This is a genomic window from Arthrobacter bambusae (assembly GCF_030812595.1).
GTDB classification, from domain to species: domain Bacteria; phylum Actinomycetota; class Actinomycetes; order Actinomycetales; family Micrococcaceae; genus Arthrobacter; species Arthrobacter bambusae_B.
The window spans coordinates 195,193-208,207 of record NZ_JAUSSZ010000001.1; the positions used below are offsets into that span (position 1 = coordinate 195,193).

At 65.6% G+C, this 13,015-nt stretch carries 12 protein-coding genes; 3 read left to right on the top strand and 9 right to left on the bottom strand.

Features of this window, described 5'->3' with window-relative positions; genetic code table 11:
• Window positions 1-626: 626 nt before the first annotated feature.
• From J2S96_RS00920 to J2S96_RS00940, 5 genes are all read right to left on the bottom strand, one after another.
• Window positions 627-1,826 carry an alkaline phosphatase family protein gene (locus J2S96_RS00920; RefSeq protein WP_306858975.1) on the bottom strand — a complete coding sequence of 400 codons (1,200 nt, stop codon included), beginning with the start codon at window positions 1,824-1,826 and terminating at the stop codon, window positions 627-629.
• A gap of 324 nt (window positions 1,827-2,150) precedes the next feature.
• On the bottom strand, window positions 2,151-3,317 hold the full coding sequence (gene chrA / locus J2S96_RS00925; protein ID WP_306858977.1) for a chromate efflux transporter: 1,167 nt from the start codon (window positions 3,315-3,317) through the stop codon (window positions 2,151-2,153).
• On the bottom strand, window positions 3,314-3,706 hold the full coding sequence (locus J2S96_RS00930) for a VOC family protein (RefSeq protein WP_306858979.1): 393 nt from the start codon (window positions 3,704-3,706) through the stop codon (window positions 3,314-3,316). Before J2S96_RS00930 ends, chrA begins: the two co-directional genes overlap by 4 nt.
• Complete coding sequence (locus J2S96_RS00935) at window positions 3,703-4,464, bottom strand: arsenate reductase/protein-tyrosine-phosphatase family protein (RefSeq protein WP_306858982.1); 762 nt, start codon at window positions 4,462-4,464, stop codon at window positions 3,703-3,705. The genes J2S96_RS00930 and J2S96_RS00935 overlap by 4 nt, the downstream gene beginning before the upstream one ends.
• Window positions 4,465-4,637: 173 nt before the next feature.
• Window positions 4,638-5,702 (bottom strand): hypothetical protein, encoded by a 1,065-nt coding sequence (locus J2S96_RS00940; protein ID WP_306858984.1) that lies wholly within the window; start codon window positions 5,700-5,702, stop codon window positions 4,638-4,640.
• Between the two features lie 235 nt (window positions 5,703-5,937).
• Between J2S96_RS00940 and J2S96_RS00945 the strand changes: the two genes are divergently transcribed.
• Both J2S96_RS00945 and J2S96_RS00950 read left to right on the top strand, forming a co-directional pair.
• Complete coding sequence (locus J2S96_RS00945) at window positions 5,938-6,519, top strand: hypothetical protein (protein ID WP_306858986.1); 582 nt, start codon at window positions 5,938-5,940, stop codon at window positions 6,517-6,519.
• Between the two features lie 324 nt (window positions 6,520-6,843).
• Window positions 6,844-7,107, top strand: a complete 264-nt coding sequence (locus J2S96_RS00950; protein ID WP_306858988.1) for a hypothetical protein — start codon at window positions 6,844-6,846, stop codon at window positions 7,105-7,107.
• A gap of 150 nt (window positions 7,108-7,257) precedes the next feature.
• Here J2S96_RS00950 and J2S96_RS00955 read toward each other — a convergent pair whose 3' ends face one another.
• The 4 genes from J2S96_RS00955 to J2S96_RS00970 form a co-directional block, all read right to left on the bottom strand.
• A complete protein-coding gene (locus J2S96_RS00955; RefSeq protein ID WP_306858990.1) occupies window positions 7,258-8,127 on the bottom strand; it encodes a universal stress protein in 870 nt (289 codons plus the stop codon).
• Window positions 8,128-8,149: 22 nt separating this feature from the next.
• On the bottom strand, window positions 8,150-10,501 hold the full coding sequence (locus J2S96_RS00960; protein ID WP_306858992.1) for a heavy metal translocating P-type ATPase: 2,352 nt from the start codon (window positions 10,499-10,501) through the stop codon (window positions 8,150-8,152).
• A gap of 124 nt (window positions 10,502-10,625) precedes the next feature.
• Window positions 10,626-11,486, bottom strand: a complete 861-nt coding sequence (locus tag J2S96_RS00965) for a universal stress protein (protein ID WP_306858994.1) — start codon at window positions 11,484-11,486, stop codon at window positions 10,626-10,628.
• Window positions 11,487-11,785: 299 nt separating this feature from the next.
• Window positions 11,786-12,247, bottom strand: coding sequence for a universal stress protein (locus J2S96_RS00970; RefSeq protein ID WP_306858996.1), 462 nt, complete (start codon window positions 12,245-12,247; stop codon window positions 11,786-11,788).
• 487 nt (window positions 12,248-12,734) lie between these two features.
• Between J2S96_RS00970 and J2S96_RS00975 the strand changes: the two genes are divergently transcribed.
• On the top strand, window positions 12,735-13,013 hold the full coding sequence (locus J2S96_RS00975) for a hypothetical protein (protein WP_306858998.1): 279 nt from the start codon (window positions 12,735-12,737) through the stop codon (window positions 13,011-13,013).
• The last annotated feature ends 2 nt before the right edge of the window (window positions 13,014-13,015 follow it).

Consider the following 13,015-nt stretch of genomic DNA (forward strand, 5'->3'; position numbering starts at 1 on the left):
TCCGCGATGCTCCGCCAGCAGCCAAAAAACGACCCGGAGAGAGGGGGCGTGGACCACCGGCAGGGGATGGGAGGCACAACTGTAGCGCCCGTAAAGCCGGTCCTTTACCGGACGCCTCCGGTTTTCCTCAGGCTTTGACAGTGGGGCTGGGGCGATAGGAATAGCAGGCGCCCACCGCGTCTACCCCCCGTGGCTCGAAGAGAACCCGGACACAGGTCGGGCCATCCCGCGAGATGACCGCACCGAGGACGACATCAACGGACCGTCGACTCTTCACCTTCAACCACTGCCTCGTGCCGCCCACGTACATCTGGGAGGCACCCTTGACCTTCCCTGTCAGGTTGAGTGCGTTGAACGGATCTGGCTCGTTCTTCGCAAGCGTCGTAGGCAGGCCCGCCTATTTCCCAACTGCGCTCCGAATGCGTCCACAACGACCACCTGATGTGCCGGGCATCCGGAGTCCACGTCGGGCCCGGCGCCGATGACGCCGATTGCCTCACCTGCTCACACCCTTAGGCCAGGGAAAGCTCCGTGGCGAGCCGGATACCCGCACTCCCCGTGGTTCGCGGGCGCGAGTCCTGCGTTCCGTGGTCTCGCCCGGCCGGATGGATTTCCGAGGTGCCGGGTCAGGATTTGTTGTTGAGGACGTCTGTGCCGAAGGGTTTCAGTCCGGGAGCACCGGCGTAGCCAAGACGGGGGAGGGAAAAGATGTCCTCGATGCTGGCGAGGAGACTGTAGTGGTTGTAGGGGGTGTTTGAGGTGGTGCCGCCCTTGGTGAAGGGCGAGAGTACGAGGGCGCCGATTTTTCCGCCGGCTGTGCCGCCGGGCAGAAGCCCGTCGGGTCCGGTGGTGCCGCCGTCGGTTTCGTCGAAGGTGATGACCAGCATGCCGTCCTGTTTGTAGGCCGGGGAGTCCAGGATGGCCGGGACCTGCTGGCGTAGCCATGCGTCGGCGTTTGCCAGTCCGCCCGGGTTGCCGTCCACGCACGGGCTGTCGTGGCCGTCGTTGCACAGGTTGGGGGTGATGTAGGACAGGTTGGGTGTCGTAGCGACGGTCTTCAGGTCATCGGCGAGATGGGAGAAGGCGACTACGTTGCTCAGGCACTCCGGGGACGATGTGATCGCCTCGAAGTACACGAACGGGTTGTGGCGGGTGGCGTACTGATCGCCCACCTTTGCGCCCTGGTGGTCGTCCTTGGCCCCGAGCTGGGGGTGTTCGCAGGGGGTCTGCATGTCCTCCATGTAGCCTTTCCAAGTCTTCCCGGCCGCGGTGAGCTGACCGGCAAGAGTGGGGACCGAGGCCGGATACACGCAGCCGGTCCCCTGTACCTGGCCAGGTGGATCCGTCCCTGTCTGCTGGAACGGAGCATAGGTCGGGCAGTCGTTCCGCGTCATCTGGTTCGAGGCCTGACCGGAAATCTGGGCCAGGTAATTCCCGGCCGAGTTGTGGGCAATCCCGTAGTACTCGGAAAGCAGGACGCCTTGGCCACGCAGGGTTTTGGACAGATACGTGGCCTTCGAGCCGGCGCCCCAGACTTCGTTGTAACCCTTGTTCTCGAGGTTGATCACGAACACGTGCCCCGGCGCTCCGGAGGCCGGTTGCGCGGCCGGAGACGCGGATCCCGACGAAGAGCCCGGATCGGGGGAGGCCTCGGTGGTGCTCGCGCCGGGATGGACGGTTGTTGTTCCCGTTCCAGTGGAGGGTGCCGGGCCGGGAGACGGGGACTGGCAGCCCGCCGTCGCAAGAGCGAGGGCTGCCGCAGCAATCAGCCACGGAGACCGGCCCTTGGCCGTCCGGCCACGTATTCCTGCGACATTCCGGCTCATCATTTCCGTCTTTCCGCTATGACCCGATCCGGCTGGAATCGGCGAACAATCACTGCAAAGGGATCGTCCGGCACCGTCAACAGGGAAACACGAGTCATACTTCGCCTGGGACGGCGACGGAGCGGATACCGTCAGATGCTTGAACTGTTCCAGAGCAGTAAGCGGATTACTACCGGATGAACCTAGGAATTCCTTGTGAACTCTCCTTTCTCGGAGGGTCTCGGGGGCACTGTATGCCTCTCCCGCTGGCGCTACTTCGGAGGGTCCCGGAATTCGAGAGTTGCGGGCCGCTCCCTTTTGCGTTCCGGCCGATGGGCTGCCCGGTCAGTGCGGGAGTGGCAGACCCGCGAGGACGCACACGACTCCGGCGACGGCTGCGGCGAGCAGGGTCGTGACGACGCCGCGGCGGGCGAGGAGGAGCAAGAGTATGGCGGCGGCGAGGACCACGAGCTGCCAGACCTGGGTCAGGGCCATCGCCAGGGGCACGGCGGAGCCGAGAATGGCGCCGATCGCCGCGGGCCCGGCGCCGTCGAGGAACGCGCGGGCGGTGGCGTTGCCGCGGAGGCGGTCGAAGCGCTCGGCCCCGACGAGGATGAACAGGAACGAGGGCGAGAAGGCCACGAGCGAGGCGAGGATCCCGCCAGGTATGCCGGCGGCGGCGTAGCCGATCACGGCCACGGTCTGCACGACCGGGCCGGGGGTGATCTGGCCGAGGGCGACGGCGTTGAGGAACTGGGCGTCGCTCATCCAGTGATAGCCGGCGACCGCGTCGGCGTGCATGAGCGGGATGATCACAAACCCGCCGCCGTAGGAGAGGGCACCGACCTTGAACGCGACCCAGCACAAGGAGGCGAGGGTGCCCAGGGCGATCGCCGGCGCCCCCAGCAGCGGGAAGGATCCGAGCAGCGGGGCACCCAGCGCGTGGGCGCCGTTGCGGGCGAGCCGTCTCTCGAAGACGACCTCGAGGCCGCCGCAGGCCAGGAGCACGAGCACCAGCCACGGCCCGATGGTCGCCGCAGCGATCGCACCGGCGGCGGCGTAGATGGCCCAGCGGGCGCCGGAGCGGCGTCGCTCCCAGCTCGCCGGGACGAGCGAGATGCCCGCATGGAGGGCGACGGCGGCGACGGCCGCGCCAGCGCCTGCCCCGGCGGCGAGGACCCATTGCGGAGGGTTCGTCTCGAGGAACAGGGCCGCGAGGGCGAGGATGACGATCAGGCCGGGGATGATGAACGCCGCCCCGCCCACGAGCGCGCCGAGGCGTCCGCGGACCCGTGACGCGCAGTAGATGGCCAGCTGGGTCGAGGCCGGACCGGGCAGGAGGTTGCAGGCGGCGATCGCGTCCTCGAACTCCGTGGGCGTGATCCATTTCTTCCGTTCAACGACCAGCTGGCGCAGGAGGCGGATGTGCGCGGGCGGGCCGCCGAATCCGATGCAGCCGATCCGGCCCCATTCGCGCAGGACGGTTCCGAGGCTCGGAGGCGCTGCCGTCATCGGGCGTCCGCCGGGGCGAAGAGCTCGACGGGGTTGCCCGAGGGGTCGTCGAAGACGGCTTGGCGGCCGCCAGGGCCGCTGATGACGGCACTGCGGAAGCGGATCCCGGCTTCCTGGAGGCGGGCGACCTCGGCGTCGAGGTCATCGACGATGAAGTGGATGCGGTTCCATCCGCCGGGCTGCGGCACGGTCCCGTCGGGCAGCGGGCGTCCCCCGGAGCTGGCCGGGCCCGAGAGGATCAGGCGGAGGTTGCCGCGCTGGGCGTCGGCGAAGGCGGGCAATGCCGTGGTCAGGACGGTGAATCCGAGGTGTGTGGTGTAGAAGTCAAGGGCTTGCTGGACGTCTCTGACGAGGTAGCGGACGTCGACGGTGGACTGGTCGAGGATCACGGCATGGCTCCTTCCGTGGCGGTGGTTTCGATGGTCTTGATCAGGTAGCTGATCCGGGTGGTCAGTTCGGCGGCGACGTCGTCGAACGCCTTCCGTGCGGCGCCGCCGTCGCCGGCTGCGGCGGGATCGGGGATGCTCCAGTGGATCGGCGCCGGGCTCCCCGGGAACTCGGGGCAGACTTCGCGGACCTTGTCGCACAAGGTGACCACGTAGTCGAACCTGCCCTCGGAGAACTCGCCAAGCTGCTTACTGCGCATCCCTGTCGCGTCGATGCCGCGCTCTGCCAGCACCCGGGCGGTTTCCGGGTGGACGGGCTTCGGGTGGCTCCCGGCGCTCACGGCCCGGCCCAGGGCCCCGGCCTCCTGGTTGAACAGGGCCTCGGCGACCTGGGATCGGGAGCTGTTGCCCGTGCACAGGAACAGCACCGAGACCGGGCGGCGCCCTTCGCGGAAGGGTGCGTCGGGCGGCGGGACGGCCGCGAGCCCCGGGTGCAGGGCTGCCGAGGCGTCCGCGAAGAGCACTGAGCAGCGGGGAAGGTCCAGGGCGTAGTACGTGTCCCGGCCATCGGCGGAGCTGCGCCGGGAGGTCACGAGGCCGCTGTCGCGGAGCCTGCGCAGGTGGTACGAGACAAGGTTCTGCGGCCGGCCCACCGCGGCGCACAGCTCGACAACGCGGCGGTCGCTGCGGGACAGCGCCTGCAGCAAGGCCCAGCGGAGCGGGTCGGCCGCGACCAGGAACAGCAGCGGCTGTCCTGCCACGCGCGGACTCTTACTGGCCTCCTCCATGCTCCGAATATACATCAATCCAGACTGATGCAATCCCGTGGAAAGCGGTCGAGGTCAGTCTGTCTCGATGTTGAAGGTCCAGAGCGCGATGATCTTGGCCTGGCGGCGGAGGGTGATGTGGGCCGACCCGGTCTTGAAGGTCGCCTTCACTGCGAGGGTCGCACGTTGAGCGTGAGCACGGCGAGGGCGAGCATTTCGAGTCCGGTCCATGCGAGCGTTCCGCCCCAAATCTCAGGGGAGAAGCTCAGTGCCCCGTCGTGGAGCGCCACGCCGGCGAAGTACGGGACCCAGAACACGACGGGCGAGAGGCCTATTGCGGTCATGAGCCTTGCGTGGCGGTCCGGGGTGGGTCGCGCCACCGCCCACACCACTCCAACGAGGACTGCGCCGACGAGGGCCACCGGCACGAGCCAGGCGTCCCGCATCGCGACCATGAGCTGCAGGGCAACAGAAGGCACCAGGACCATGGCCGCGGGGACCGCGGCGTGCAGGCGCCAACGCAGCGACAGCAAGAGGACGGGTACGAAGAGTACGGCCGTTGAGACGAAGAACGATGCCAAGGCGACCATGATGGACGACGACGTCGGTATCGTCACCGTGGGCTGCGTCCCGGCGGTGACGATGTATGTCTGGATGAGCCCATGGCGGGCGAAGACCGCGAACTCCTGAAGGATAAACGCTGCAACCATGCCGCAGAGCATGGCGCTCACGACGGCGGGCATCAGCCGCGGCCATGGCCGCCCGGGCGAGTGCCACGCGGCGGAGAACGGCGCGCCCAGGATGAGGAAGCCGCCAGTGGCGAGGCCCAGATGGGACGGGCTGAAGAGCGCCTTGAGGCTCTGCTCAACGCCGAACACTGAATGCCATGCGAAGTCGGCGGCCCCGGACACGAGGAAGAGGAGAACCCCTGCCGCCGCGGCGTCATAGCCAGCCGGGATCGCTTCCTTCCATCGTGCGCCGGGGGCGTGCCGGCGCCAGGCCAGTGCGGCGATCCAGAGGGCGCATGCCGCGAACCCAGAATAGAGGATCGCGTGCCATGGAGTGAAGAACGTCTCGAGGTCGCGGAGGTTGTTATGCGCCCAACCGTCCACGTAGGTGCCGGTGAGGAGCCAAACGCCGGCCGCGAGGGTGATGACGTCTTCAACGACACTGGTGGGCCGGTGAACAGATGCCGGGGGAATCGCAAAAGCGTGAGCTGCTGTGACGTCCATAACTCCACAGTAGGTCCGGCCGCCTTCCGCGGCGAGAGGCAATCCCTTGGCTGGCGGCCCTGGCAGAGGTGTGGTGTTCCCGTCCCGGCTAACGGATTCGTCGCCTTGACGCGCTAGACCTGCGCCCGCGGCCCGGAAACGGAGTAGTACGAGGGAGCCTGCGCGGGTCTATCGTGGAAGTAGCCCAGGGCCGTGCTGGGACGGCTGCCGGTAATAGGTCTCGCCGAGGTTCGTCATGAGTTATGTCCCGGTCAGCAGGCGCACCATTAGGCGGCATCGCGAGTCCGAGCGGTCCACGAGGCGGCTTGTGGCCGCTCTGTCGGTTGCCGCCGTCGTGATTTGGCTGTTGTCGGTGATGGCCTCGACGGTGGTCCACGTGGACACTTCCGCCTTCAATGTCAGCGTCGTATTGCATGACCTGTTCCTCGTCCTGGCCTTTGGATCGATCATCCTGGTCGATTGGCATGGCTTCCTCTGGTTCATTGGAAAGCGCGAACTGGCCGAGATCATACGACTCGATGGTGCGGCAACGCCACTGATCTGGATTGGCCTTGCGGGTTTGCTGGCCACGGGAGCGTTCCTCGGCCCGCACTTGAACAACCCCATGACTGAACTCAAACTCGGGGCAGTCCTTGTCCTTAGCTTGAACGGAATCATGCTCATCCCCCTCATGCGCCGGCTCGCCCGGCTGCCCGCCAAGGCGGCATTCATGGACCTGACGCCTGGCCAACGGATACACCTGTTGTCCTGTTTGGTGATTTCGCAGTTGTGCTGGTGGACAGCAATCATCATCGGCTTCGTCAACGCGACGTCCTGAGACGAACAGCGAGCTTGCTGGATCGCTGGTCATGGCGTGTCGGGACCGGCGTTCGCCTCATCGCCGGCGGCGTACTTACCCATGTGGTCACGGGTCCGGAACCTATGCTCCGGTTATGGATCAGGTAAGGCCTCGCGTTCTTGTGGTTGAGGATGTCTTGGCTAGGGAGTTCGTGGTGTCCCCCGGTAATGGATCCCCCCTGCGGGCAACCCGGAAGATCCAGCGGGGTGCGTCCGCGAAAAGCCTTGCCTGGGTGCGGAACGACTACTACCGTTGTGCGCAGTGGGCCTGCGGACCGCTGGCCCCTCGTCGAGAGGACGCGCCATGCCAACCGTTATCGGCCATCACGACGTGAAGGACAAGGATCATTGGCTTGCTTCACCGAAACGCGAAGAGATCTTCGGACCCCTCGGCGTCACCAACATTCGGACGTTCGTGAACCCGCAGAACCCAACTCAGGTCGCGGTCCTGATGGACGTTCCCGACATGGATGCCGTTATGGCACTGGTGCAGTCCGAGGCCGGGGCCGAAGCGATGGCGTACGACGGCGTGCTGCCGGAGACCTTGGTGATTCTCGTCGAAGCGTAATTGCCTGCTGAATATCGTGGCTCCGTCTGCCGCGCTGGGAACCGCCGAGTCCGCCGTCGATCTGTTCCGGGAGCAGATGCTGGTTCGCAAGGTCAAGAACGATAGGTGTAGGGATTCTCACCCTTTTCCCGACCGGGGCTTCCTAGGCTTCTACTGGGCATCGTGCCCTGTGCTGTTGTGTCGGGAGATGAGCATTGGACCTTTGGCATGGTGAAGAACTGCATGGGCGGTGGAACCGATGGTGCCTCGTATAAGTCCGTGGCCCTTGGTCCCCACGACGGTGATGCGGGCGTCATGGGACGCGTTGATGATTGCCCGGGGGATGGAGGTATCGGTGAGCAGGCGAGTCTCGACGTTTACTCCGGGTGCCAGGCCGCGGGCAATATTGAGGGCAGCGTCCAGAAGATCCCCTGCGGCCGGGGAAGAATCCACGGGATCCCGAAGAATTCCGTAGCCCGTTTGGGCATGCTCGACGTGAACGATGTTGAGGTCCGCTCCTGTCACTCTGGCAACTGTGCAGGCATCTTCGAGTGCTGCCGGGGAGCCTGAGTTGTCCACGGCGACAACGACGGGCCCATCGGGGTGTTCGCAGGATCTGATTACCGCAACTGGACAGTCCGCGGTGGCTGCCATTTCCAGACTGACGGATCCCACGAGCAATCCCATGAACCCGCCGAGGCCACGGCTTCCGACGACGAGCATTTCTGCGCCTGCGGAAATTTTGAGCAGATGTACGCTGGGATACCCGTAAATGAGGGAGGTTTGGACTTCCACGCCGGGCGCCGCGTCCTTTGCGTACGCTAGGCCTTCTTCGAGGATCGCTTGCGCTGAGTGTTCGAGACCGCTGTCTGGCACTCCGGGGACCGGGGAGAGGTCGCGGGTCAGAAGGGGCCACAGTGAGCAATGCACCAGATGAAGCGGAAGATTACGCAGGCCAGCGTGCTCGGCCGCCCAGCGGACGGCCTGCGCCGCTTGAGCCGATCCGTCGTAGCCGACCACGATGGTCTTGTTCTCCTGCATGGCTTTCTCCCTTGTTGGTTGTTTATTCGTCGCGGTGCTTGGCCGCCGTGGGCTGTCGGGTGGGGCGGGTGTCTTTGCTCGGGGGCTGGCTGTCCGGCACGAGACTGAAGGCACCTTCCTCTTCGAGGGCATTGTGCAGTCTGAGGATGGCGTAGAGGCCATAGAGTAGGCGGCGGAGTTCGATGATGTCTTCGGGTTGGGCCCCGTTCTCGAGCCCGCTTAGCAGGCGGTGGAGCCGGCTGATGAGGTGTTCGATTTCGGCGTGGGTGCGGCTCATGTCGGCTGTTGCGTTCGTCCCGCCGAGTGCACGAGCGACGAGGGGGACGAGGAGTTCTTCGTCGGCGCGTTCGTGGGGGAGCAGCTCGGTTTCAAGACGGTTGAGGAGGGCTTGTGCCGGTGTCAGATCGTGCTCCCGGGTGGTAAGGGCATCTGCGACTGCGCGTATCTGTTCGACGACGGCGCTCATGGCGTCGTGCTCGGATTTTAGCTGGTGCGCGGTCGCGATGTCGGCCGGCGCCATGTTGATCGTGTGTGACTTGCCGGGGATCACTGCGCGAAGGGCGATCCCTATCGCCAGGACATCGATGATTTCCTGGAGGACCGCTCCTGCTGCCGGCGCGAGGTAACCGGCGGCTGCCGCCACCATAGCGACCACCGACAGGCCCATGCCCACGGTAACGGCTTCGAGACCGATGCGCATGGACCTGCGGGCGATCAGGATTGCGTCTGCCAGCGCGTCAATGCGATCCACGGTCAGCACGACGTCGGCAGCCTCCGACGAGGCGGTGGCGCCGCGTGCCGCTAGGGCCACGCCCACCCCCGCTGCGGCCAGGGCCGGAGCGTCGTTCACGCCGTCCCCGACCATGATCGTTGCCGCGCCGGCGGATTCTTCCGTGATCACTCGGAGCTTCTCGCCGGGGTCGCACTCTGCCCGGACTGAATCGACCCCCACGATCCGGCCTACTGTGTGGGCTGTATCCTCCCGGTCACCTGTCACGAGGATGATCCTGTCAATGCCCGCGTTTCGCAGGGCACGGATCATTCGCGGGGCGTCGGGCCTGACAGGGTCCTCCAGCAGAAACGCCCCCGAGGCCTCACCGTCGACCGCGACGAACACCGTCAATGATCCGTCCAGGTCAGCCCGCCGGCGCACCTGTCGCACCCATCCCGGTTCCGGGCCGGGCGTGATCCAAGCGGCCTTGCCGAGCCTGACTTCACGGGCTCCGACGCTTCCCTGAAGTCCATAGCCGTGTTCCTCACGGACGTTTTCGGGCATTTCAAGCTCGAGGTTCCGTCGGGTGGCCGCAGTCACGATAGAACTAGCCAGAACGTGAGGTGAGACCTGGTCAAGGGAGGCTGCCATACACAGAATCTCATCGGCATCGATACTGTCGGTAGCCGTGATCGTGTCAGCCAGTGTCGGCTGTCCGCGGGTCAGGGTGCCCGTTTTATCAAAGAGGGCAACCCTGCCGGCGGCAAGTCGCTCAAGGGCGCCGCCGCCTTTGACGACGACGCCTATGCTCGCGGCGCGCGAGAGTCCGGACATGATCGCGATCGGGGCGGCCAGCAGAAGCGGGCAAGGTGTTGCGACGACGAGGACCGCGACGGCCCGCACCGGGTCCGAGCTGAGCGCCCAGGCTGCCGTTGCCAAAACCAGGGTCAACGGAACAAAGAAGACAGCGAACCGGTCTGCCGTGCGCACAAACGGGGCCGAAGCCGCCTGGGCCTGCTCCACCAGACGGACCACACCAGCGTAGGTTGAGTCTGCCGCGGCTGCGGTCGCGATCAGGTTGATAGGCGCGCCTGCGTTCACCACGCCGCTGCGGACATCTTCGCCCACGAGCCTTTCCACCGGCAACGACTCGCCCGTTAGCGCGGACTCATCCAAAGTCCCGGCCGATAAGAGTCTTCCATCCACCGCGAGGACTTCACCCGTGCCAACAACAATCCGATCGCCCACGGCGAGTGCATCTACGGGAACGGACTCCACGCCGCCTTCGACCAGGCGTCTGGCGTTGCGTGGGGCGCGCCTAACGAGCAGGCTCAACTCCCGTCGGGCACGGGCTTGGGCGCGTGCCTCGAGAAGCCGACCCGTTGCGAGCATGACCGAGATCATTGCGCCAGCGAATGGCTCGTTGACCCACAGGGCGCCCCCCAGAGCCAGGACCGCGATGACATCGACGCTGGCCTGTCCGCGCCGGAGCGCGCCCGCCACCCAGGCGATGGCAAAGACCAGACCGAGAATCGTCCCCGCCGCCCAGAGAGTTCCCGCCGTCGGATACCAGCCCAGGAGCCATGCTGCTCCGCCGCCCACCAACAGGACGGTGGAGGCAAGAAAGAGCAGTAGCTCAATGCGGGGACGCAGGTAGCCCATGAGCCAATATTCACATGCCGGACGGGCCTCGAAGAAGCGCCAAAAGTCCCATATCTTCGGTGGTTGTGGGAGGATGCGAATAGAGGCGTCCTGCAAAGGCTCGCCGCCCTCCACCATCTTCCTGCTAATCGGGATGCTTTACCCGACGCACCCGGGTAACGACGGTCGGGCAGGGCAACGACCTCAGCACCGAGTGCGCGGTCGATCCCATCAGGAGGCGTTTGAAACTGCCGCGTCCACGGCTTCCTAGCACCAGCAACTTCGCGTTGGCGGCGGCACTCACGAGTGCCTCTGCCGGTTCGTTGTGGGACATCAGGACCTGATGGACCACCAGGTCGGGATAGTTCTCGGCCAGACCGGCAACGGTCTCGGCGAGGATGATCCGTTCTTCTTCGACCACGGCCTCGTTGAAGTTGGCCGCGGGCATCGCGCGCTCAAGGTGCGGCGGGGCCAGAACGGCGTGTACCACCGTCAGCTCCTGGCCGTCCGAGTCTGCTTCCGCGGCGGCGAACGAGACCGCTTGCGTGGATTCTGCGGAACCGTCAGCGCCGACCACGACACCGCGACGACCCGTCATATCCTGCTCCCCAACCACTGCCACCGGGCAACGGGCGACGGCGGCTATCTGCAGGGCCCGGTCGGCGACGGGGCCCCCGGGCCAGTTGTGCCCGGTTCCGATGACCACCATCGAGGCTCCTTTGGACCGTTTCCTGAGCGCGTAGCCGGGGCTGCCGGGGGACAGCAAGGTCTCGACCTCTACGGAAGGTTCCAGTTCCCCTGCGTAGGCTGCGGTCTTGCTCAGTAGTTCGATTCCCGCTGCTTTGACCATCGCGCTGGGGGTGAACGACTCGTCGATCCAACGGGCGTCGATGGCGTGAACGAGTAGCACCGGCAGTTTCCGCCGGGCCGCCCGGTCCATGGCCCACGCCAAGGCGGTCCGGCTGGCGTTGGTGTCAACGACGCCGACAACGATTGGGTTCTTCATGACTTGTCCAACCTCCATGAACCTGGGCTCCCTCTTTCGGGGTGCTTCCGGCACCATCTTCTGGCCCTTCGGTGCAGGGGGACAGGGCCAGAAGTCCTGCCCGCAGCCCTCGAGGACGCTCGTCGACCGTCCGGGATCGTCCAGGAAAGCCTCTTCATTCCCGTCATGCTGGTCCCGTTGACGCGGCCGGGCACGCCTGAGCGATCACACTCGGCGGGGTCCGCTATGGGATCAGCTCATCGGCATTCTGAGCCCGACGCTGATAATCCGTCAGGCCTTGAGCGCGGGGAATCCCTGAATTAGTTGTTTCCGGCTTCCTGGGTGACCAGAAGGACGGGGCATTTTGCGTGCGCAGCGCAGGCGTGGCTCACGGAACCGATAGCTTGGTCCAGGAAACCGCCTCCTCCGTGGCGGCCAATCACAAGCAGTGTGGCGTTCCGGCTTTCCTCGACAAGGACTTTGGCCGGCGCTCCGAATTTGACGGTGACCGTCAGGTTCTCCGGCCGCTTTGTGTCGAATGCCCGGTGGACGGCTTGCTCGACCAGTTCCTTCGCTGATTCCTCCAACTGGGCCGTGAATTTGTTGAGCCCCGGTTCCAGGCGCGAAGAGAGAATCAGATCAGACGTACCCACACAGGTAATGACCTCCAGAGGGATGTCGAAGTGCACGGCCATCCTCCCGGCCCATTGCAGCGCGGCTGAGGAATATTCGGAGCCATCTACGCCCACGATGACCCGATTCGAGGTCGGTTCGGTGTTCATTGCACCACCTTGTCTGGGCGGCGACCGGGAGGCTAGGGCCGAAAGTCACCGTTCAGGCTTCCACCCGTTACGGACTCTTTGGCGGACCGGATTCCTTCCGGCAGCTGGGGCAGAGACCGGGGGCCTTTGCCCCAGGGCCCGCAGGGCCTCCCGGGATGATCTCCAGATTGACCAATTCCCGAAGGAGGGCCCCGCTTACCGCCTGGGGTGGGGGGCCATAAGATGCGGTTACCATCAGCCCGGCGCCAAGGAGGATTCCGTCCCCTGTATCGATGACGCCGGAATCATTCGCGGCACTGTCAACGGTCAGGACTTCGGGCATGGGTGCCGACTGTGCCGTTGTTACTGACCCTCTACCGCCGTTGCTACCGACTCCACCGGCGACAAGGGCCGAATTGCCCGGATTGAGTCATGACCTTCGGCCCTGTTTCCGGGAAGCGGTTCAGCCCACTCTTAGAGAAACGCAGAGAGCGCGGGAAGGGAAGTCGTGGGCACCTGGAAGGAAAAGATCATCGTTGGCGCATCCCGGCAGGCCCTGGTTGAGGGCAGCTACAAGGCGGTCTTGCTGCATGTCGGACGGCGCGGGCACGGAGACTTCAACGGCGTGCTGCTGGGTTCGGTTAGGGCGGCGTTTGTCGCTCACCCTCATCCGGTCCTCATCGTCCACGCTCCCGAAGCGCAGGAGCATCCTGAGCCCCGTCCCGGATCCACCGGCGAGGAAATCCAAGAAAAACCTGCGGTCCCGGCTACCCGGGACCGGTCCTGAGA

What these genes read in the sequence shown, in the direction of transcription:
- J2S96_RS00970 (WP_306858996.1), bottom strand. Translation starts at nt 12,247, where the DNA reads ATGAACACCGAACCGACCTCGAATCGGGTCATCGTGGGCGTAGATGGC.
- J2S96_RS00940 (WP_306858984.1), bottom strand. Translation starts at nt 5,702, where the DNA reads ATGGACGTCACAGCAGCTCACGCTTTTGCGATTCCCCCGGCATCTGTT.
- J2S96_RS00945 (WP_306858986.1), top strand. Translation starts at nt 5,938, where the DNA reads ATGAGTTATGTCCCGGTCAGCAGGCGCACCATTAGGCGGCATCGCGAG.
- J2S96_RS00950 (WP_306858988.1), top strand. Translation starts at nt 6,844, where the DNA reads ATGCCAACCGTTATCGGCCATCACGACGTGAAGGACAAGGATCATTGG.
- J2S96_RS00955 (WP_306858990.1), bottom strand. Translation starts at nt 8,127, where the DNA reads ATGCAGGAGAACAAGACCATCGTGGTCGGCTACGACGGATCGGCTCAA.
- J2S96_RS00965 (WP_306858994.1), bottom strand. Translation starts at nt 11,486, where the DNA reads ATGAAGAACCCAATCGTTGTCGGCGTCGTTGACACCAACGCCAGCCGG.
- J2S96_RS00920 (WP_306858975.1), bottom strand. Translation starts at nt 1,826, where the DNA reads ATGAGCCGGAATGTCGCAGGAATACGTGGCCGGACGGCCAAGGGCCGG.
- J2S96_RS00960 (WP_306858992.1), bottom strand. Translation starts at nt 10,501, where the DNA reads ATGGGCTACCTGCGTCCCCGCATTGAGCTACTGCTCTTTCTTGCCTCC.
- chrA (WP_306858977.1), bottom strand. Translation starts at nt 3,317, where the DNA reads ATGACGGCAGCGCCTCCGAGCCTCGGAACCGTCCTGCGCGAATGGGGC.